This is a genomic window from Nocardia niwae NBRC 108934 = DSM 45340 (assembly GCF_001613465.1).
Lineage (GTDB): Bacteria > Actinomycetota > Actinomycetes > Mycobacteriales > Mycobacteriaceae > Nocardia > Nocardia niwae.
Genome location: NZ_BDCK01000030.1, coordinates 32,330 through 52,416 on the forward strand (window position 1 = coordinate 32,330; position 20,087 = coordinate 52,416).

17 protein-coding genes are annotated in these 20,087 nt (G+C 65.6%); 13 read left to right on the forward strand and 4 right to left on the reverse strand.

The annotated features are described in order from the left end of the window. Positions 1 to 8: 8 nt before the first annotated feature. Positions 9 to 1,298 (reverse strand): MFS transporter, encoded by a 1,290-nt coding sequence (locus tag NNI01S_RS21065; RefSeq protein ID WP_218019230.1) that lies wholly within the window; start codon positions 1,296 to 1,298, stop codon positions 9 to 11. Next, the gene (locus NNI01S_RS21070; protein WP_169813003.1) at positions 1,279 to 2,979 is read right to left on the reverse strand and encodes a CocE/NonD family hydrolase; all 1,701 of its coding nucleotides are present in this window, start codon (positions 2,977 to 2,979) and stop codon (positions 1,279 to 1,281) included. The genes NNI01S_RS21065 and NNI01S_RS21070 overlap by 20 nt, the downstream gene beginning before the upstream one ends. Before the next feature lie 553 nt (positions 2,980 to 3,532). On the opposite strand from NNI01S_RS21070, the gene NNI01S_RS21080 reads away from it, so the two are divergent. From NNI01S_RS21080 to NNI01S_RS21095, 4 genes are read left to right on the forward strand one after another with little or no spacing between them, the layout of a single operon-like run. After that, positions 3,533 to 5,776, forward strand: a complete 2,244-nt coding sequence (locus NNI01S_RS21080) for an alpha-L-rhamnosidase (protein ID WP_063021856.1) — start codon at positions 3,533 to 3,535, stop codon at positions 5,774 to 5,776. Between the two features lie 12 nt (positions 5,777 to 5,788). Next, a complete protein-coding gene (locus NNI01S_RS21085; protein ID WP_063021857.1) occupies positions 5,789 to 6,448 on the forward strand; it encodes a DUF8020 domain-containing protein in 660 nt (219 codons plus the stop codon). A 17-nt stretch (positions 6,449 to 6,465) separates the two neighbouring features. Continuing rightward, positions 6,466 to 7,215, forward strand: coding sequence for a DUF8020 domain-containing protein (locus NNI01S_RS21090; RefSeq protein WP_157114894.1), 750 nt, complete (start codon positions 6,466 to 6,468; stop codon positions 7,213 to 7,215). Between the two features lie 37 nt (positions 7,216 to 7,252). Continuing rightward, the gene (locus NNI01S_RS21095; protein WP_063021859.1) at positions 7,253 to 9,814 is read left to right on the forward strand and encodes an alpha-L-rhamnosidase; all 2,562 of its coding nucleotides are present in this window, start codon (positions 7,253 to 7,255) and stop codon (positions 9,812 to 9,814) included. A 157-nt stretch (positions 9,815 to 9,971) separates the two neighbouring features. Here the strand turns inward: NNI01S_RS21095 and NNI01S_RS21100 are convergent, their stop codons facing one another. Next, positions 9,972 to 10,625: a TetR/AcrR family transcriptional regulator gene (locus NNI01S_RS21100; RefSeq protein ID WP_063021860.1), complete on the reverse strand. Its 654-nt coding sequence runs from the start codon at positions 10,623 to 10,625 to the stop codon at positions 9,972 to 9,974. Between NNI01S_RS21100 and NNI01S_RS36570 the strand changes: the two genes are divergently transcribed. From NNI01S_RS36570 to NNI01S_RS21130, 6 genes are all read left to right on the forward strand, one after another. Continuing rightward, a complete protein-coding gene (locus NNI01S_RS36570) occupies positions 10,624 to 10,941 on the forward strand; it encodes a TetR/AcrR family transcriptional regulator (RefSeq protein ID WP_084489142.1) in 318 nt (105 codons plus the stop codon). The two genes, NNI01S_RS21100 and NNI01S_RS36570, sit on opposite strands and share 2 nt — an antisense overlap. A 55-nt stretch (positions 10,942 to 10,996) precedes the next feature. Beyond that, on the forward strand, positions 10,997 to 11,917 hold the full coding sequence (locus tag NNI01S_RS21110; RefSeq protein WP_169813004.1) for an alpha/beta hydrolase: 921 nt from the start codon (positions 10,997 to 10,999) through the stop codon (positions 11,915 to 11,917). Between the two features lie 152 nt (positions 11,918 to 12,069). Next, the gene (locus tag NNI01S_RS21115; RefSeq protein ID WP_063021863.1) at positions 12,070 to 12,870 is read left to right on the forward strand and encodes an SGNH/GDSL hydrolase family protein; all 801 of its coding nucleotides are present in this window, start codon (positions 12,070 to 12,072) and stop codon (positions 12,868 to 12,870) included. Positions 12,871 to 12,905: 35 nt separating this feature from the next. Next, positions 12,906 to 14,597 (forward strand): CocE/NonD family hydrolase, encoded by a 1,692-nt coding sequence (locus NNI01S_RS21120; protein ID WP_063021864.1) that lies wholly within the window; start codon positions 12,906 to 12,908, stop codon positions 14,595 to 14,597. Further along, the gene (locus NNI01S_RS21125) at positions 14,587 to 15,864 is read left to right on the forward strand and encodes an MFS transporter (protein ID WP_063021865.1); all 1,278 of its coding nucleotides are present in this window, start codon (positions 14,587 to 14,589) and stop codon (positions 15,862 to 15,864) included. Before NNI01S_RS21120 ends, NNI01S_RS21125 begins: the two co-directional genes overlap by 11 nt. Before the next feature lie 21 nt (positions 15,865 to 15,885). Beyond that, positions 15,886 to 16,776, forward strand: a complete 891-nt coding sequence (locus tag NNI01S_RS21130; protein WP_063917598.1) for an SGNH/GDSL hydrolase family protein — start codon at positions 15,886 to 15,888, stop codon at positions 16,774 to 16,776. A gap of 130 nt (positions 16,777 to 16,906) precedes the next feature. On the opposite strand, the gene NNI01S_RS21135 is transcribed toward NNI01S_RS21130, so the two are convergent. Beyond that, positions 16,907 to 17,404 (reverse strand): MarR family winged helix-turn-helix transcriptional regulator, encoded by a 498-nt coding sequence (locus tag NNI01S_RS21135; protein WP_218019231.1) that lies wholly within the window; start codon positions 17,402 to 17,404, stop codon positions 16,907 to 16,909. Positions 17,405 to 17,482: 78 nt separating this feature from the next. On the opposite strand from NNI01S_RS21135, the gene NNI01S_RS21140 reads away from it, so the two are divergent. The 3 genes from NNI01S_RS21140 (at position 17,483) to NNI01S_RS21150 (ending at position 19,444) form a co-directional block, all read left to right on the forward strand. Beyond that, positions 17,483 to 18,010, forward strand: a complete 528-nt coding sequence (locus NNI01S_RS21140) for a phenolic acid decarboxylase (protein WP_084489106.1) — start codon at positions 17,483 to 17,485, stop codon at positions 18,008 to 18,010. Then, entirely contained in the window at positions 18,007 to 18,768 is a 762-nt protein-coding gene (locus NNI01S_RS21145; RefSeq protein ID WP_063021868.1) for an alpha/beta fold hydrolase, read from the forward strand. Before NNI01S_RS21140 ends, NNI01S_RS21145 begins: the two co-directional genes overlap by 4 nt. 430 nt (positions 18,769 to 19,198) lie before the next feature. Beyond that, positions 19,199 to 19,444, forward strand: a complete 246-nt coding sequence (locus tag NNI01S_RS21150) for a hypothetical protein (protein WP_063021869.1) — start codon at positions 19,199 to 19,201, stop codon at positions 19,442 to 19,444. Positions 19,445 to 20,087 lie beyond the last annotated feature (643 nt).

Sequence of the window (20,087 nt, forward strand, 5' to 3'; positions counted from 1 at the left end):
CTCCCGTGTCAGCGAACGGACTTGATGGGCCAGATGGCCAATGCTCCGAGCCCGGCGAAGACGATGGCCGCCGGAAACAGTCCGGCGTAGCCGAACACCCCGATGACCACCCCGGCCACAGCCGGGCTGATTGTTTGCGGCAAGGCCGCCGCGATGTTGATGACTCCGAGGTCCTTGCCATAGGACTGCGCGGACGGAAGCACCTCGCTCATCAGGGCGGTGTCGACGGCTCCGTACATGCCGAAACCGAGGCTCAGCACGGCGATCATGAGGTACCACGCGGTGAGCGTGGGCCAGGCCCAGGGCAGTGCCAGGGAGGCTCCCATGACGATCGAGGCTCCGAAGACGAACGGTTTGCGACGTCCGAGCCGGTCCGACAGCGGCCCGGCCACCACATTGCTCAGCACCACACCGGCCAGCGCGATAACCCCGATCACCGGGATCACCTCGTGGGGCCGTTCCAGCCCGATGTAGTCGGAGAGCAGGTACAGCTGGTAGCCGCTCACCATGAAGTAGCCGGTGAACAGCAGCAGCCGGGCGAAGAACGCCCAGAAGAAGTCCGGATGCCGCCGCGGGTTCACCCAGAACGTCCGCGCGAAATCAGCCCAGTGCCACTGTTGCACCGGGAGATCACGACTGGAATGGTCCGGGTTGCACAGCACGAACAGCGTGATGACCACGAGGTTGATGGTGGCGAAGAGGAGGTAGCCGACCACGAGATCGTCATACAGCAGCGAAGCGATCGTCGAACCGATCAGCGAGCCCGTGGTGAGGGCTACGCCTGCCACCGCGGCGACGACACCACGCCTCCGCCGGGGCACGCGGTCGGGGAGGATCGCCGACAGCGGCCCCGCCACGAAGTTGTAGGCGATCTGTGCCAGCGACCAGGCGATGATGATGCCGGTCAGGCTGTTCGCGGTAGCGAGGCCGACGAGTGCCAGCGTCCCGGCGAAAGCGCCGATCACCAGCCACGGTGCTCGTCGGCCGTAACGGCTACGCGTTCGGTCTGAGACCTGACCCGCGATAGGGGCGGACATCATCGCGCAGAACGCGCTGATACCGAGCACCAGGGCGAGGTTGGAGTCCTTGGCTCCGGGGTCCAGCAGCTCGAGCTGGCGCGGGAGCAGCAGTCCGGGGATCGCGCCGGCGACCAGAAACAGCACCAGGTTGGCCGGGAACAGCCAGACGATCAGGGAATTCACCGACCCGCGCACGAGCGGGGGCGGGTCGTCGCCGCTCGCGGTCACCGGACGGGACCGCTCGGTGAGGGGCTCGACGCTAGTCGGCTCGGTGTGCACGGATGTTCCTTTGACTGTGTTCGGCATTGGGCAGGCGCAGCACCGAGGCCCCGTTGGCGTGCTGGATGTGATGCCGATTCGGATGGAGGACGGCGGCGGTGAGCGGGTTCTCCCCGGTTCCGGGGTTGCGGGAGAACTGAGGGAAGGAGCCACCGGCGACGATGAGCCGCACCCGGTGGCCGGCTCGGAACAGATACGCGGAGTCGTTGAGCGTCAGAGCGAGCGGCCCGGTGCCCTGCCACCGCCGGTAGGTCTCGGTGACCGCGCGCGAACGACCGCGTCGATCGACGTCGCTGACCCGGACGAAGACATCGGCATCCCGGCGCTCGGAGCTGTGGGTGAGCAGCACCGAGGGAGCGCCGAGCAGACGCAGCTCCTCCTGCAACGGTTCGGAGTCGTAGACCAGCACGTCGTCGCGCTCGGCGTAGGCGGTGTCGTCGCGGTAGCCGCCTCTGTTGAGGAGATTGCCGCCGATGGTCGGTGTTGGGCGGGCCGGATCGAAGAGAAAGGAAGCCGGCGCGGCGTCGGGGCCCGGCGGTTCGGCGGTCAGTCTTCGATCGGGGTGCAGGTGAAGCGTCGTGAAGGCGCCGGCGGGCGGCCATTCACTCAGCTCCAGCCAGCGCTGTTCGGCGCCGACCTGAACCCGTACCGGCGCTCGTCGCCGGCGTGTGTCGCGGTCGGCCAGGTGGGTGTCCAGCCAGTCGAGGGTTTCCGGTCCGATCACCGGCTGTCCACGCAGCAGGATGTCGATATGCGTCCAGGCACCGACCGTGAGAGCAACGTCGGCGCCGCGTTCCCGCAGCCGGGCGTACTGGCGCACCGACTGTGACAGGAAGACGTCCTGCCAGCCGGCGAAGATCAGGGTAGGCACGTCGGAGATGTCCAGCGCGTCGGTGTGCTGTTCCGGTGCCCAGAACGGGTCGCCGATGTCGTCACGGCGCAGCCGGTCCAGTACCCAGGCCCGTCCGGCTGCGGTGAAGAACTCCTCAGCCGCAGGCAGCAACGGCACGCCGGCCACCACGCCGCCGACCCTCTTGCGGGTGACGGATCGGGTTCGCCAGCCGCGCAGAGGGTTCGGGTCATCCGGTGCACCGACATCCGCGCTCCACTCGAGGATGTCGAAGCGGAAGGAACCGCTGCCCCAGACGTGACGGCTGAAGTCGTGCGGCCCCATCGTCACCACGGCGGCGGCGAGATCCGGGGGCGGGTCGGACATCAGTGCCCACTGGGTATAGCCCAGGTAGCTGCTGCCTATGGTGCCGAATCGTCCCGGATACCAGAGTTGCTCGCGCAGCCAGGCCACGATGTCCTGGTAGTCCTCTGCGTCGGTGCGGATGGGGTCGAGGTCGCCTTCGGAGTCGGCGGTGCCCCGGCTCGAGACGAAGAGCACCGTGTAGCCCTGTCCAGCGAAGGCGCGTGCGAATCCGATCGACAGCGGGGCTCCGCGTCCATACGGGCCGAAGGCCACCAGTACCCCCTTCGAGGGAGTAACCGGTGTGTAGAGGTCGGCGCCGAGCAGAAGATTGGCCCGGGTCGGGATCCGTACCGTACGCATCCGCCAGGGCGTGGGTTTCGGCAGCCGGGCGCGGCGGGCGTGGAAGCGAGTCCACAGCGGCAGGACCGACTTCGACTCGGGCGCTGCGCGGAGTGCCCGGCCGCGTTCAGGGCGTGAACTTTTCATGGTGTCCTTCTCGAAATGGTCGTGTTGTGTCCCATCACCCGGTGACCACAAGTAGGGCGGTGAAGTAGCCGACGCGATAACCGGCCGAGTTGGGGTGTAGTGGAGCCGGCATGCTCGCCACCAGGTGGAACCAGGCTGCCGCCGTGGCCCTCGAAAATCGGCCGTACATCGACGAATCGGAGGACGTCCTCCGATAGCGCTTGCGCGAGAGCAACATTCAGCGAGTCGGTTGCGTCGTCGATCGCTCGGCGATGCTCTTGCCCCAGTGGCAGCGGACTGGAGCAGTGCCCGCTCGCGTCGAACAGATGCGGGTACCCGGCACGTAGACATCGGCGTTGGAGGCGTACGTAGCGACGGTTGCATGGTGGCTCCGGAGAGGGGTGGATGACGAGAACTCGGCACCTCGATTCCGATCATGGTATCCCAAAAAAGTACATATGGATGGTTTTGAAATCCGAGATACGCCCTCCATCGGCTGATTGCTCGAAATACATCCAGCTGTGTTGTTTTAGGCTAGGCTGCCGGAGGACGATCTAAGAAGGAGAGGTGGCAGGTGCTCGATCGTGCGGAGCTGCTGTCGGCCGACGCCGACGCTTTCGTACTCACCGCCGTCGTTGAACTCGAACCCGAACCGCTCGTCGGCGCGGTCCTGCGCGGCACCGCCCATGGTGTCTTCCAGGCATTCATCGACGGTGTCCCCGTGAGTGCCGGGCTGCTGGCGCCCGGGTGGAGCGCATACGAATGGCGCCTGCCGGTCGAGGAGTACGACGTGCTGTCTCGGATTGGCGCCGGTTCGCGGCTGGAGGTGCTGGTCGGAAACGGTTGGTGGCGGGGCAAACTCGGATTCGAAGGGCTCGGGCTGAACTACGGCAGCGAGATCGGCTTCGCCGGCGAGCTCGAACTGACCTACTCGAGTGGGCTTGTGCAGTACTTGCCGACTGGGCCGAGCTGGACTGCGCGAACCGCTTCGATAACGGCGAACAGCATCTACGACGGTGTTCGGATCGATGCGTCAGCTCAGCCGGTACCGCTGGAAGTACGAGTGGGCGAGATCGATCGGGCCACTCTGGTGCCGCAGCTGAAACCACCTATCGAGCGGCAGGAGACCCTCCGGCCGGTGTCGATCGGGGCGACTGCGTCCGGCGCAACACTGGTGGACTTCGGGCAGAACGTGGTCGGTTGGTGCCGGCTCCGGATTACCGGCCCGGCGGGAACCGAGATCACCCTGCGACACGCGGAGGTCGTGGAACGCGGTGAACTCGCGCTGCGCCCACTGCGCGGTGCCCGGGCCACCGACACGTTCGTGCTCTCCGGCGGTCTCGATGTCTTCGAGCCGACGCTGACCTTCCACGGGTTTCGCTATGTCGAGCTCACCGGGCTGCCCGGCCAGCTGAGCGAGGACGCCCTCGAAGCGGTCGTCGTGCACTCCCGGATGCGTCGGACCGGGTTCTTCGAATGCTCCGATGCGCGAGTCAATCGCCTCGTGCAGAACTCTGTGTGGGGGCAGAAAGGGAACTTCCTCGATCTACCGACCGACTGCCCGCAACGTGACGAGCGGTTGGGTTGGACCGGCGACATCGCCGTCTACGCAGCGAGTGCCTGCTATCAGTTCGACTGTGCCGATCTGCTGCACAGCTGGTTGCTCGATCTGCGGGCCGAGACCGAGCATTCCGGCTACGTGCCGTTCGTCGTTCCCAACGTCTTGAAGTTCGCCCCCCGCGAGGCTCTGGGGGAGCACGCCGCCATTCTCGGCCCTACCGCGATTTGGGGCGACGCGGCCGCCTGGGTGCCGGAAGCTCTCTGGTGGGCGTTCGGTGACGCAGAACGCTTGGCGCAACACTACCCGGCCGTTGTCATGCACCTGGAATCCGTGCTGCCCCGGCTGTCCGCGACCGATCTGTGGGACCAAGGCTTTCAGTTCGGGGACTGGCTGGACCCGACCGCGCCGCCGGAGCAGCCGTTGGCCTCCGCGTCCGATCCAGCTGTCATCGCCACCGCGTGTTTGTACCGCACCGCACGTTTCGCGACGTGTGCTGCTCAGGTGCTGGGCGAGAAACAAGACCAGAAGCGATGGGGGGATCTGGCGCAGCGCACCCGGGATGCGTTTCGCAAGCACTACGTCGGAACCGACGGCCGGATCCGCTCCGATGCACAGGCTGTCTACGCGCTCGCCATCCATTTCGGTCTGCTGGAACCGGACGAGGCGGTACTCGCCGGGGCTCGGCTCGCGCAGCTGGTCGAGGAATCCGGATACCGGGTTGCCACCGGGTTCGCTGGGACCCCCTACGTCAACTGGGCGCTGACCGAGACCGGTCACGTATCCGCCGCGTACCGCCTGCTGCTGGCCGACGACCCGCCTTCGTGGCTCTACGCGGTCCGCATGGGCGCCACGACGATCTGGGAGAGGTGGGACTCGCTGCTTCCCGACGGCAGCGTCAACCCGGGAGAGATGACCAGCTTCAACCACTACGCCCTTGGTGCGGTTGTCGACTGGCTCTACCGGTGCGTCGCGGGCATTCGCCCGGCCGAGCCCGGGTATTCCCGGGTGCGATTCCAACCCCAGCCGGGGCCCGGATTGGACTGGGCCCGAGGCACTCTCGAGACCCCGCGCGGGCTCGTCGAATGCGGCTGGCACCGCGATCCCGCCGATGTGATCACGGTTCGGTGCGTGGTGCCCGAGGGCGTCGAGGCCGAGCTATGTCTGCCCGACGGCAGCCGGCGCCTGTTGTTGTCCGGCACCCACGAAGTCGCCATCACCTCCCCATCAAGCTTTACCGCCGAAAGTATCTCGGACTAGGAGAATCCTCAGATGCACCGCATCACAACAACTTTGGTCGCCACCGCCGTGGCGGTGCTGGCCGGAACAGCCACCGCATCCGCCGATACCCCGGAAGCGGTCAGTTATCACTCATCGCTGGCTGGTACCTCGGTAGTGACCACGCTCGAGAACGGCACCTTCGCCACGACCACAGCCGGAGCCGACGTGCGCGACAGCAACGGCCGGGTACTCGAGACGCTGCCGACCTCGGCCGTTCTGGACGGGCAGCGGATCCTGCTGGGGCAGTGGATTTCCCCGGATGGTCGCACCCTCACACTCACGCCCGACCTGTCCGGCCTCGACAGGGCCGCGCTGCGGCCGATCGCGTCGCCGCGAGAGAACCAGCTGGCGCTGAACGACGTGATCAATGCTGTCAACATCGGGTCGTCGCTTGGCAGCCTGGTCGGTACCGCGATCGGTGCGGTAGCCGGGATCGGCATCGGATTCGTACTGTCCGGCGCCAGCTGTGTGGCGCTGAGTCTGGGCTGTGTGGTGGCCGTGCTGCCGATCATGGCGCTCACCGCCGGGGTCGGCGGAATCGCCGGGGCAGTACTCGGGGGTGGCCCGGCTGCGGTCGGCGCGGCCTTCGAATACTTCAGCGTCCTGAACGCCCCTGAGGGCGGCAGCAAGTACGCGGACACCCCGCGGTGAGAAGGGACATTCCTCCGATGCGTAGTCATGCAACCTTTGTCACCATATTGAGCGCGGCCGCGGTGCTGGCCGGTACGGGGAACGCGGCGCAGGCCGCACCGCCGGGGCGGTTCCATGCCGCTGTCGCTGGGACGTCGGTGGTTGTCACTCTCGACGACGCCACATTCGGGCGCCTCGACGACCGATCGATCGCGGTCGTCGACACCGGCGGCGCAGAAACGATGACCCTGCCCGTTGCCGTCACCGTGAATCGGCAGCCGGTCGCACTGGACGCCGCCATCTCCGCAGACGGCCGAACTCTGACCCTGACCCCGGATCTTGTTGCGGCGGCCCGGATCACGCCCGTCGCCTCGCCACTGGAGGATCAGCTGGCGCTCACCCGGCTTTCCGACGACCTGGGCCAATTCACGAGTGCCGGTTCGGCCATCGGAACATTGGTGGGCGCGGTGGTCGGCCTCGGTCTCGGACTGAGCTCTTGCCTGGTGACCGGTCCGGGCTGCCTCGCAGTCGCGCCGGCCGCGGTCGCGGCCCTTGCCGCGGGCGGTGGCGTGGTGGGCACGCTGATCGGCGGTGCCGCAGCCCTTGCCGGCTCCGGGTGGAGTTACCTCACAACGGTGCAGTCACCGCCGGGGCAGAGTCCCTACGCGGGGCAGGCCGAGGCTCTGCAGTCCGGTGGCACCGGAGCTCCCGATGCGCGGCTGCGTCCACCGTCCGGTTCGGCGGATGCCCTCGGAACCGGCTCCTCCGCACTACCGGACGGATCATGAAAAGGGTTGTCGCACTATGATTCAGGGAGACCCAGAGATGCGGCTGGAGCGACTGCGGACATTGCACCGGGTCGATCCGCTCGGTATCGACCAGCCACCGGAGTTCTCCTGGAACATCGCCGCCGTCGCGGCGAACACGCGACAGGCCACCTATCAGGTCACTGTGCGGGACGGCACCCGCACCGTATGGGATTCGGGCATCGTGCCCAGCCGCAAGCAGTCGTTCGTCGAATACGAGGGACCGCCAATGACCGCCCGGACCGCCTACCAGTGGTCTGTGCAGGTCGAGGACAACCACGGTGCCGTCGCCACGGCGTCGGCCTGCTTCGAGACAGCTCTTCTCGACGACGACTGGGCCGGGCGCTGGGTGCAGAGCACGATTCCACGCCCGGCGCCCGGCGCGGACTGGGGGCACGGAACCCAGCCGCCGGCAGTACAGTTCGTCCGGGCGTTCCGGCTACGAGCTCCGGTGCGTCGCGCTCGGCTCTACGCCACTGCTCTCGGTGCGTATCGGCCGCTGCTCAATGGCGCGCGTCTTGATGATCGGGAGTTGGCGCCGGAGTTCTCGGTGTACCGGAGCAGGCTCTATTACCAGACCTACGACGTAACAGGGCTCCTCTGTGCGGGCGCGAATGAACTCTCGCTCTATGTCGGCGACGGGTGGTATTTCTGCCCTGCCACCCGTCCGCTCGCCGCCGACGAACCGCGCACGGTGCCCGCGATCTTGTATGAGCTCGACGTTCGCTACGCCGACGGTAGTTCGGAGATCATCGCCTCGGATGGAACCGAGATCTGCCGCACCGGACCGGTCCGATCGTCGGACCTTTTTTGGGGTGAGCGCTACGACGCCACTGTGCCGTTCGGCGAGCCACATCCGGTCGAGGTGGTCGATCTCGGCTATACCCACCTCGTTGCTCAGCCGATCGATCCGATCCGTCCGGTGGAGCTGCTTCCGGCCCGTCGTGTGTACACCACGATCGACGGTGACACGATCGTCGATTTCGGTCAGATCGTGGCCGGCCGGGCCCGGGCGTGGATCGATGCGCCCGCGGGCACCGAGGTGATCTTCGATCACTTCGAGACCACGACCGCCGACGGCGGCTATTTCAACGGTACCTACGCCGGGCAGCGCGATGTCTACGTGTCCGATGGATCGCCGCAGTTGTACGAGCCGCTGTTCACATTCCACGGCTTCCGCTATCTGCGTGTATCCGGCCTGCCCGTCGTCCGCACCGAGGGCTTCACCGCCGTCCTGCTCACTACGCCGAAAGAGCGCACCGGACACTTCGAATGCTCGGATCCCGCGCTGACCCGACTCCACCAGAACGTGCTGTGGTCGCAGCGCAACAACATGATGTCGATTCCCACCGACTGTCCCACACGGGAGAAGGCCGGATTCACCGGAGACATCCAGATCTACACTCCTGCCGCGTTCGCCAACGAGGACCTGACTGCGTTCCTCACCGCATGGCTGGCGAATCTCGCCGCCGAGCAAGCCCGGCACGGCACCGTCCCGATGACAGTGCCGTTCACCCCTCCGTACGAACGCCTCACCCTGACCATGAGTGCACAGCACGGTACCCACGGCGTCGCTGGTATCGCCGGGTGGAGCGATGCCGCCGTCCTCGTGCCGTGGGAGATGTATCGGGCCACCGGCAATACCGTGGTACTCCGCGAGTCCTGGGCCTCGATGTCGGCGTGGGGGGATTCTGTCCTGGCCACCGCTCGTAACGAGCGCGGTGGTCTCCCCGAGGATCTGGACCGGCACCTGTGGAACACCGGGTTTCACTTCGGTGAGTGGCTGATTCCCAGCCAGCGGCAGCGCGGTGGAGACTTCGAGATCTGTGCGGAGTCCGCGGCTTATGTCGCGCCCTTCTTCGGGTATCGCTCGGTTCGCTTGCTCGCCGATATCGCCGAACTCCTCGGTTATCCCGACGAGCGGGCCCGGTACGCCGCACACGCGACAGCCATGCGCGACGCCATCCATCAGGTTTTCATGTCCGACGTGGAATTGCCGACCCAATTAATGGGCGCCTACGTGCTCGCGTTCGCATTCGACCTCGTACCGGCCGAGCGATGGCAGCCCTACGCCGAGCGGTTGGTCGCTCTCATCGAGGCCAACGGCGGGCTCTTGGATACGGGCTTCCTCGCTACGCCGTTCCTGCTGGATGTGCTGGTCCGGATAGGCCGGGCGGATCTCGCCGTCGCGCTGCTGTGGGAACGCAGGCAGCCGTCGTGGCTATATCAGGTGGACATGGGCGCGACCGCTATCTGGGAGAACTGGGATGCCGTGGCGCCGGACGGCACCCCGGGCACCTCCAGCCTCGATCACTACGCGTTCGGATGCGTCGATGACTGGATCTGCCGGGAGGTTGCGGGCATTCGCGCGGCAATCCCCGGATACGAGCACACGATCATCGCTCCACGCACCGAGATCGGGTTGAGCTGGTGCAACCGCAGCCTGCTGACCGAATTCGGGCTGCTGTCAGTGCGCTGGACTCAGGAGGAACTCGAGGTCGTGATTCCCTGCAATACGACAGCCACCGTGTACTGGCGCGGGGAGCGGTACTCGATCGGCAGCGGTACCCATCTGTTCTGAATGCGAAGGAGCCCATGGTGATCCGGACTCCGGTCGATTGTGGAGTCGCCGGCGGCTCGGAAACGACACGTGTGCTCGGCGGTCGGTCGGGAACGCTGGTGTTTTCGCACGATGTGATGGGGGACCTGTCGGTTGGCCCGAATAGGCCGAACGGGCTCTATTCTGCGTCGGGTGCGCGCAGCATCGCGTCGAGCTGCGCATGCAGTACCTCGGCGATGTCGATGCTGCGGTCTCTGAGCCACAGCGACTGCACGCCTTGGGTGACCGCGAGAAAGGTTCGGGCAGCCCGCGCTGGATCAATACTGTCACGCAGCCGGCCCTGCTCCTGCATCCGGATGAACGCTCGCTTCAAGATCGTCTCGCTTTTGGATTGCATCCTCACGAAGTGGTCGTGCGCCGGATGATCGGTCGAGACGGCCTCGCCGGCCAGCACGAACTCGAGCTCCACCAGTACCGGCTCGGCTACGTTCTCGGCCACGGCCTCGATCCAGTTGCGCACCGCGTCGAGTCCCTCCGCTCGAATGCGGTCGCCTTTGGCAAGCGAATCGTCTTCGCGCTGGCGAAGCACCGCCTGCAAGAGGTCGACCTTGGCTGGGAAGTGATGGCGAACCCCGGACAGCGTGATTCCGGCCCGCTCGGCGACATCGCGCAGCGAACCGTCTCGGAACCCGCGTTGGGAGAAGACCTCGATCGCGGCGGTGACGATCTCGCGTCGCCGTGCAGGCGATTTGGCGTAGGCGCCCCGGCCGCCTCGGTTGGCACGATGGGGGGCGGCCCCGGCGGCGTCGTCATGCTGATGTGGCGCGGTCATGCAGTCATTCTCGCCGAGCAGGGTTCGGCGCCAGCACTCGCCGGAGTTGCGCGGCGCTTTCCGTTACGGCGGCGGGATAGGCGAAGTCAGCCGGGCGCGCGGTCAGCAGGGGGAATACGCCAAGTCGACGCAGCGTCGCGCAGAGATCGTGGCTGCGGCGACGCAGGTGTTCTCCGAATCGGAGTTTCGCGATGGATCCCTGCGCGATGTCGCCGAGCGCGTCGGGACGACTCATGGTGGTATGCGGCCTCATTTCCCGACCAAGGCCGATCTGCTGGCGGCCGCCCCCGCGACGGTCGGACATGACGGCCGATGATCACCGCTGCACCGTCCCGGGGCGGCGATGTGCCGCACCCACTACTTCCTTCGACATGGAGACGATGATGTCCTTGCCCCCTGAGTCCATCAGCCCTGCCGCGGCGACACTACAAAACGTGCTTGCCGCGGCGCGAATTGTCGACGCCGATCGAGATGAGCGCCGTATACCGCTTCGGCCCACGCCTCCGGCAACCGTCGATCGCCGGACCGTGTTCGAGGATTCCGGCGGTAGCTACTCTGTCCGGGCGGTGAACCGGCCCACGATCACCCCCTACCTGCCTGATCCGGCTGTGGCCACCGGTGCGGCCATGATCGTCGCACCCGGCGGCGGTTTCTACATGCTATCCGTACGAAGCGAGGGCAGTGATGTCGCCCAATGGCTGTGCGAGCGTGGTGTCGCCGCCTTCGTACTGGAGTATCGGCTGCGAGAGGCGGGCCGTACCCAGGCCGAGTTCGCCGAACGGTTTGTGCGTGCGCTCGCGGCCATGCGCGACAGTGGCCCGCCGGAGGAGGCAGCCACCGAGGCCGCGGACGACGTAGCGCGCGCGTTGGAAATGGTGCGCGAGCGGGCGTCGGAATGGGGCGTGGACCCAGACCGGGTCGGCGTCACCGGCTTCTCCGCAGGCGCCTACGCGGCGACCGCCGCGCTGTGCGCCACCGGTCGGCGCCGGCGGCCGGATGCGCTCGCCTGTATCTATGGCGGCCGCATCGGCACGGGCGAGTTGCTCGACCCGCTGCCGCCGCTGTTCACGGCGGTGGGAGCAGAGGATCCGTTCTGTGCTGCCGATGTCCTCGCGCTCGTCCAGGCGTGGCACGCACGGCGTGCGCCGGTCGAGGCGCACACCTATCAGAGTTCCCACCATGGCTTCGGTATGGGGCGAACCGGCGGGCCCATCGATGACTGGATCGATCGGTACGCCGAGTGGCTCACCTGTCTGGGCTGGACCGTCGGTCCGGGAACCAGCACCGTTTGACCACGCATTTCGACACCCTGCGTGCGATAACCGACCACCGCGGAAACCGGTCGGGAGAAAAAATCGAAAAACATCCAGCTGTGCTGTTTTGGGGATATGCTGGCTGCCACGGGATCCCGCACTCTCGTCATCCATTCCTTTCTGGAGTCACCATGCAACATCGGTTCGTACGCGCCCTCGCCGCCGCCCTCCTGCTGGCCGCCGCGCCGACCGTCCTCACTGCACCGTCCTCGGCCGCACCCCGCTATGGCGCGAAAACTGTATATGTGGCCCTGGGGGATTCGTTCTCCGCAGGTCTCGGTGCAGACGGTCCGATCGATGGATGCGGGCGCAGTGCCAAGGGCTATCCCGCGCTCTGGGCCAAGGCCCACAGCATCGCCTCGTTCGTGAATGCCGCCTGCGGCGGAGCTGTCAGCGGTGACGTTCTCGGTTCACAGCTCTCGGGACTGAGCGCGAAAACCGAGGTTGTCACGATCACCCTCGGTGGCAATGACGTTCAACTGGGTGACCAGGTCAGCGCATGCCTGCTCCGCGACGACCAAGGGTGCCGGACGCTCATCGACGACTTCACAACAAACTTGCCTGCCCGCACGGCCGCGGTCACCGAGGTGTACGCCGCGATCCGTACCGCCGCGCCGAAAGCCGATGTCTATGTGCTCGGCTATCCGCGTCTGTTCGACACGGGCGGTTCCTGCACGAGCCCGCTGACGCCCACCCTGGACGAGCGCCGAGTGCTGAACGGAGCGACCGATGCTCTGAACAGTGTTCTCGCGCAGCGCGCTACGGACGCCGGCTTCCGATTCGTGGACGTGCGCGCCGCCTTCGCCGGCCACGGCGTGTGCTCCTCGTCGTCCTGGATCAACCCTGCGGCGAGCTTCCCCGCTCCGCTGCACCCCACCACGGACGGCTACCGCGACGGCTACCTCGCCGCGCTGTCGGCGGTCACAGGGTGACCGTGCGACCGAACCATGACGTGAGGAAGTACAGCATGAACAGCATCCGCATTGATCGCAGCCGGGCGATGGACGATGCGCTGAAAGCGCCGACGCTGCCGTTGGTGAACCGTTTCCACGCCTGGCGCGCGCGACTGCCCGAACCCACCCCGTGGCGGACCCGAACGGTTCGGATCCCGACTCGCGACGGAGTGACGCTCGGTGCTGATCTCTTCACCCCGGTCGTGCCGTCGAAGGGAGTGTTGGTGGCCGTCGGGCCCTACGGTCGAGGTATTGCGATGTCGGTCGGATTCGCGCGGGCCTTCGCCGGGCAGGGCTACACGGTCCTCTTCGCCTCGAGCCGCGGCACTGCCGATTCCGGAGGCGACCTCGATCCCATCCGCGCCGACGCGAACGACTACCACGACGTCGTGACCTGGATGCGTGAGCAGGCCTGGTATCCAGGGCGATTCGGCACCATCGGCGGCTCCTATCTCGGATACACCCAGTGGGCGTTGATGTCGGATCCGCCGCCTGACCTCGCAGCCGCCGTCGTGACGATGGCGCCGCACGACTTCAGCAGGCACACCTGGGGCACCGGCTCTTTCCGGTTCGATCTCGTGGACTGGAGCGCTGATGTCGGCGCACCGGAGGACCCAAATCCGCTGCGCGGCATACTCAGCCGGGCGCAGACACGGAAACGGGTCGCCGAGGTGGTGAAGTCCGTGCCGATGTTGCCTGCGGCCCGCCGGTTCTTCCTGGAGGCCGGGCGCGAATGGTTGCTGGACCGGCTGGTCCGTGACGACCTCGAAGACCCGTTCTGGGCACCGGAACGACACGCCGACGCTCTGGACAACGCCGACGTACCCACACTGATCTTCGCCGGCTGGCAGGATGTGTTTCTGCCCCAATCCATGCGGCAGTACGCTCGGCTACGTGAGCGCGGCGCGAATGTCGCTCTCACGGTGGGCGCTTGGACCCACATCGACATCCTCTTTCGTGGTCAGCCGATCATCGGGCCCGAAACACTGGACTGGCTGGACGCTCACCTCGCCGACACCGTTCCACTCCGCCGGCCTTCGCGCGTACGGGTACAGGTCGCTGTCGAAAAGCGTTGGCGGGAGCTTCGTGAGTGGCCGCCGACCGACGGCACGACCATGACGCTCTACCTGCACCCGGGTGGGAAGCTGGATCCCGAGGCTCCCGGCCCTACCGCGTTGCCTGCGACGTTCGTGTTCGATCCAGCGCACCCGACACCCACAATCGGCGGCAACCTCTTGACCGGTGGTGGATATCGCGACGACTCCGCGTACGCCCGGCGCGACGATCTACTCATCTACAACTCCGACCCCCTCCGATCGGATCTGCGGCTGTTCGGTGCGCCCTCGGTACTGCTCTCCCACAGCACCGAGCACGCCGATTCGGACGTCTTCGTCCGGATCAGCGATGTCGATCGGAAGGGTCGTTCGCGCACTGTGACCGAAACCTACCGACGCCGACGTGGTAGCGGAAAATTGGCTCTGACGCTGAACGATTCCGCGTACCTGTTTCGGAAGGGCCACCGGGTGCGGCTCCTCGTCGCCGGCGGCTCCTTCCCCCAATACTCCCGCAATCCAGGAACTGGCGAGAACCCGCTTGCCGCAGCGATTCTGCACTCGAACAAGCACGAGATCCGACATGCCGACGGAGCCTCGGTGCTACGGCTGCCGATCGATGCCGAACCTCAGAGGAACAGCCGTGAAGAGTGAACTCGTCGATGAGCCGACCGGCTTCGTGATCGGTACCGGAAGCGACGATCCGCCTCCGCTCGTGCGAGGCTCGGTGAACTCCCTGATCGCCTGGCTGTTCCCGGTCAATATGGTGCTGTTCCTGGTGGCGGGCGCTGTGCCGGGGGTGTTGTTGCCACGCCAGCTCGAGTTGCTCGATCCGGCCGCGAAGGAATCCAATCTCGCTGTGGTGCTCAGCATCAGCGCATTCTGCGCAATGGTGTCCGCCCCTATTGCAGGTCAGGTTTCGGACCGGACACGCAGCAGATTCGGACGGCGGGCACCGTGGGCGGTGATCGGCGCGTTCGCCGGTGCCCTTGCTCTCGTCGGCCTTGCGGCCGCGAACAGCTTGGAAGCCATCGTCATCGCCTGGTCGCTGGCCCAGGTCGCCTTCAATTTCGTCACCGGACCACTGTCGGCGATCCTTCCGGACCGCATCCCACGGCGCCGCCGGGGCACCTTCGCCGCGGTTGTGGGCGTGGCGCTCACAACCGGCTCGCTGCTCGGGTCGACCATCGCCTCACTGCTGTATGGCAACCTCGTTGTCGGCTACGTCTTCTTCGCCGCAGTCAACCTCGCGGTCATGATCCTCTTCGTGGCGTGCAATCCCGACCGATCCAGTCTCGAGCTGCCGGCGCCACCCTGGCGCTGGGCGGATTTCGTCAGGACGTTCTGGGTCGATCCGAGAGTGCATCCAGACTTTCTCTGGGCCTTCACCGCCCGGCTGCTGCTCTTCACCGGCTACTTCATGGTGATGGGATTCCAGCTGTACCTGCTCTCCGACTACATCGGCGTGGAACAACCCCACGAGGTGATCCCGGTAATCGGCGTAATAGCGCTGGCCGGCATCGTGACGAGCAACGTCGTGGCCGGGCTGATTTCGGATCGCTTCGGGCGCCGCAAGCCCTTCGTGTTCGGCGCGTCCATGGTCATGGGTCTCGCGCTGGCCCTGCCCTGGGCCTGGCCCACGTTGACCGCGTGGTATCTCATGGCCGCCGTGCTGAGCCTCGGCTTCGGCATGTACGGCGCCGTCGACACCGCTCTGATGAGCGAGGTGCTGCCCAACGCGCAGTCCTTCGGCAAGGATCTCGGCATTGTCAACATCGCGGCGACACTGCCGCAAACCATCAGTCCCGGGATCGCCGGCGTGGTCATCGGCATGTTCGGGTACACCGGGCTTTTCCCGGTGGGCATCGCGTTCTCCGTGCTCGGCGCTTTCGCCATCTGGCCGATCAAATCAGTTCGCTGAAATCCAGGAAGGTTCGTTCTCATGACACTGTCCACATTCCGTACCAACGCATGGATACGTGGCGCGCCAACGGCACTCGCTGTGCTCCTGCTGGCAGGGGCCGCCACCGTGGGCGGTACTGCCGACGCCGCACCGCCCGGACCCGGACCCGTCTACGTTGCCCTCGGTGACTCATTCGCCGCTGGGGGTATGGATCCGAGTGCTTCGGCCGGCTTCTGCGATCGCTCCGCGGAAAACTACGCGCATCTGATCGCCCGGGACCTCCAGGTGGCGGAGTTGCGCGACGTCTCATGTGGCTCGGCGAAGACCGCAGACTTCACTGCGTCACGCACCGGTAGGGACGGTTCGACCGAGCCGCCCCAGTACGCCGCGCTGGACACGGACGTAACCCTGGTGACGGTGGGTATCGGAGGCAACGATATCGGACTTGCCAAGCTCGCGGTCGAGTGCTTTGTCGGTGGTCTGCTCGGCAGTGCGTGCGAAGTCCAGGGACGTTCCGGCGAACTCGACGACAGCATCGCACGGTTCAAGCCGACCTATGGTGAGGTGATCGAACAGGTGCGAGCCCGCGCCCCCCGTGCGGATATCATCATGGTCGGCTATCCCACAGTATTCCCCCCGGGGGGATGTCCGGCGGTGCAGCCGCTGTCGCCCACGGCAGCAGACTACGTCCAGGACCACATCGAGCAGCTCAACGACGCCATGAAGGCCGAAGCGGTCGCCCACCAGGCGCGATACGTCGACCTTCTGGAATCGACGCGGGATCACAGTATGTGTGCTCCTCCGGAGCAGCGGTGGGTTGAGGGCCCGATCACGATCGAAAGTGGCGCGGTGCCACTGCACCCGAACACTGCGGGCCATGCGAACATGGCGCGTCAGATCCTGGCAGAGCTGCGATCGGCGCCTCGATGACCTCGATGTGACGGCGACATCCGGCATCGGCCGCCAAGCGCCGAGCCGGATCAGCGGTGAGACGTTGGCGCACAGCGTCTCAACGCGGCCGCCGAGTGGGTCTGCAGGGCTACTGCGTCGGGTACTGCGGTCACCCGTCGAATGGTTGATGGGGGTCGAGCACAGCAAGCGTTGTCAGCAGTCGTTGAAGGGCGGGCAACGCCTGGCGCACCGAGTGCTGATCCTCGGCGCTGAGTTCGTTCAGTGCCGCGTGCAAGATCGCTGAGCTGGCCCGGTCGTAACGAGCGAGAAGGTCATGAGCCCGCGGCGAGGCGACCAAGAAGACGGCCCGACGGTCGTCGGTACGCGTGTGGCGCTCGACCAGGCCGGCGGCGGCCATGGTTCGGACGAGATTGCTGATCGTGGATTGGGCAACTTCGAGCGCTTCGGCGGCATGGCCTGGCGGTGTGCCGGCAGTACTGACCAGCAGCCGGAGCAGTTCGACCTGCGCCTCCGGGAGATCGGGCAGCCCTTCTGCGGCGCGGGTGCGGCGCAGTACCGCACGACGAAGCGGTCCGAGTATGGCACTGAGCTGCGTTTCGAACGACATCTCGGTGCTGGGCTGCGGGCGGGTTGGGCGGGCGTTCATACCAAATATTCTGCCTGTTGCGAGGGATACTCCCACCAGATACATTTGTCACAAAAGTATCTGGATCAGGGAGCGGAGATGGTGATGGAACTCGATGAATCCGGCGCATGTCGGACAGGGGACGGCCGCCCGTGCATGCTGGTCGGTCACCGCTACCGCTACACCTACGCCAATGGCTGGGAGTATGAGATGTATGTGAAGAGCGGGCAAGTAATCGACTACCGCATACACTCGGGCATGGTCGGTGGGCGCTGGGTCAAAGATCAGCGGGTAGATATCGCCGAGGTGGTCCGCGGGCATTTCAAGATTTCGTGGACTGAACCGACCGGCACCAGCGTGGTGGTCGATGTCGTGCCCGACCGGCGGCGACTGCATGGGGTGATCTTCTTCCCTCGGTGGGTTCATGAGCATCCCGAACGCACCGTACTATTCCAGAACGAACACCTCGAGTTGATGGCGCGCTACCGCGAAGAAGGTCCGACATATCCGATTCACGTGGTCAGTGAATCCGCAACGATCACCAGCTTCGAGTTCGTCGGCACAGACGATGAGTCCGTGATCTCGGGCCCGCCGCCGTCTATCGATGCCGGTCCGGTGAGTCGATGACGGCCAAGGAACCGTTGCTGCTTCTGCACGGGGTGACGATGTCGGCGAATGTGTGGTGCGGTGTCGCGGGATTGATGACAGAATTCGATCTCATCATCCCAACAGCTCCCGGGCATCGGGGCGGTCCGCGGAGGGACGGCCCTGTCAGCATCTCGAAACTTGTCGACCACGCTGAGCGGCTCCTGGACGGGAAGGGCTTGCAATCGATCCACATCGCGGGCAACTCGCTGGGTGGCTGGGTCGCGATCGAGCTCGCCCGACGAGGACGTGCCCGCTCGGTCTGCGCATTCTCCCCGGCCGGGTTCTGGACGGACGGTACCCAGGACAAGGCCGTTCCAACCGGAAAAATCCGACATGCGATGCGCGTTGCACGTCGTGCCGAGCCGATCGTGCCTCTGCTTTTCGGCGCCGCGTGGATGCGACGTTTTGCGACGCGTGAGGTTGCCCAGCACGGCGACCGGCTCTCCCGAATGCAAGCAGTCGCCATCGTGCAGGACATGATCGAGTGTGACGCCGCTGACGATCTGCTCAATACCGCTGAAAGCGTTGCACCACTGCATGACTTGCCTTGTCCCATAACCTTGGCCTGGGCTGATGAGGACCGTATATTTCCTCCCGGAATTCACGGATCCACGGCTCGGAGCCGAATACCCGGCGGTCGGTACGTCGCCCTTCGCGATGTCGGGCACGTTCCGATGATCGACGATCCCGGATTGTGTGCGGCGACGATCCGCGCTGCCGTTGAAACATCCGTGTGACAAGCTGGGATATAACCGACGCCGGATCGGATTGGGGTCTCGGTTGCATTCGATGCCGAATACTCCGATCGCCGATGTTGGCAATTCAATTTCGACTTGCGGTCGACAAATATGCGACTACTCGGCCGGCGGCTGCCTGCTCGGGAAGCGGCCTTGTCGGCGAGATCCGGCAGGGCGGCAACTGATTTTTCGCGCGTATCGGAAGAAGTCGGGCGACGCTTGTGCATTGCTGATAGACAAGCCGGGAATGTCCGGACGTGTTGACTATTTAATTGCTGAAGCTGTACTCTTGAGTCAGACTAAATTGAAACGTTTCAGTATGGGTGGCCCTCATGGAGATCGATTCGGCCCGTAAGGGCTGGTCCACGATGACGATGGCGATACTCTCGCTGCCGAAGATGCGCACCAGCTCGTGTCGGGGGTCGTAGGAGTGCTGCACGCGATTGCGCCTCGTCCGGAAATCGAATGGCTCACCACCGACAAGGTTGCCGTGCATGCCGCGCGTGCGTACATCCCGAGCGCCTATGCGGCCGACAATGTCATAGCCGTGTGGATGGTCGACACCGCAGGGATTCGCCACCGCGCCGACGGCACTGCCGCTGAGGTCGGGGTCCGGACCCGAGGTTGGGACCCGCGAGTGGGGCCGCTCGAATATGAGCTTTTGAACCAATCATGATGGGCAGCACCGGAACTGACCGACCCGCCCGCCCTGGTCCTGCGTTGCGATGGGAGCCGCTGGGAGATCGAGTTCAGCGAACAATAACTTCGAAACATGTGAGCGGATCGAGCGAACGGTCGACCCGCGCGTATGCGGCCGCGAACCTACCTCGTCGTCGCCACTGCGTTCGTCGCCGGCAGGTATGAGCGATAGCGTCCGGATATCCGTCGCGCTCCGTCATCAGCTCCGTCAACGAGCCTGACTGGTCCATCTCACCGGCGTCGTGCTCGAGGCGGGGCGCGGGCGGGTGCCCGGTCCGCCGAATACGAGTGGTGAGGTGCCGGGCGCTCGGCTCTGCCTCCTATAAATGGTCGCCATGGATTGATTGGGCCGCACGCGCCTGACCCCGAATCACAAAACGATATTGCGGGCCGTCGAAGGTACCGTCTTGCGTTGCTCGCGCAGAGCGCGCCCGAAGGACTGGACGCGCAGATGGAATCAGTCTACCGGCCAAGCGGATCCGTCGTGCCTTCGATCGGAAGACCGATTCACGAAATCGTCGGAAGATAGACTAATTGCACCATCTCTGCGGCCGAGGTCTATATCACATGGGGGTAACGGAACTGGTCGATCCGCCGACAGTTATGAACGTGTAGTGCTG

Coding starts and splice junctions, on each gene's coding strand:
- NNI01S_RS21140 (WP_084489106.1), top strand. CDS start 17,483: ATGGTGATGGAACTCGATGAATCCGGCGCATGTCGGACAGGGGACGGC.
- NNI01S_RS21085 (WP_063021857.1), top strand. CDS start 5,789: ATGCACCGCATCACAACAACTTTGGTCGCCACCGCCGTGGCGGTGCTG.
- NNI01S_RS21115 (WP_063021863.1), top strand. CDS start 12,070: ATGCAACATCGGTTCGTACGCGCCCTCGCCGCCGCCCTCCTGCTGGCC.
- NNI01S_RS21095 (WP_063021859.1), top strand. CDS start 7,253: ATGCGGCTGGAGCGACTGCGGACATTGCACCGGGTCGATCCGCTCGGT.
- NNI01S_RS21110 (WP_169813004.1), top strand. CDS start 10,997: ATGGAGACGATGATGTCCTTGCCCCCTGAGTCCATCAGCCCTGCCGCG.
- NNI01S_RS21135 (WP_218019231.1), bottom strand. CDS start 17,404: ATGAACGCCCGCCCAACCCGCCCGCAGCCCAGCACCGAGATGTCGTTC.
- NNI01S_RS21145 (WP_063021868.1), top strand. CDS start 18,007: ATGACGGCCAAGGAACCGTTGCTGCTTCTGCACGGGGTGACGATGTCG.
- NNI01S_RS21100 (WP_063021860.1), bottom strand. CDS start 10,625: ATGACCGCGCCACATCAGCATGACGACGCCGCCGGGGCCGCCCCCCAT.
- NNI01S_RS21130 (WP_063917598.1), top strand. CDS start 15,886: ATGACACTGTCCACATTCCGTACCAACGCATGGATACGTGGCGCGCCA.
- NNI01S_RS21120 (WP_063021864.1), top strand. CDS start 12,906: ATGAACAGCATCCGCATTGATCGCAGCCGGGCGATGGACGATGCGCTG.
- NNI01S_RS36570 (WP_084489142.1), top strand. CDS start 10,624: ATGCAGTCATTCTCGCCGAGCAGGGTTCGGCGCCAGCACTCGCCGGAG.
- NNI01S_RS21070 (WP_169813003.1), bottom strand. CDS start 2,979: ATGAAAAGTTCACGCCCTGAACGCGGCCGGGCACTCCGCGCAGCGCCC.
- NNI01S_RS21090 (WP_157114894.1), top strand. CDS start 6,466: ATGCGTAGTCATGCAACCTTTGTCACCATATTGAGCGCGGCCGCGGTG.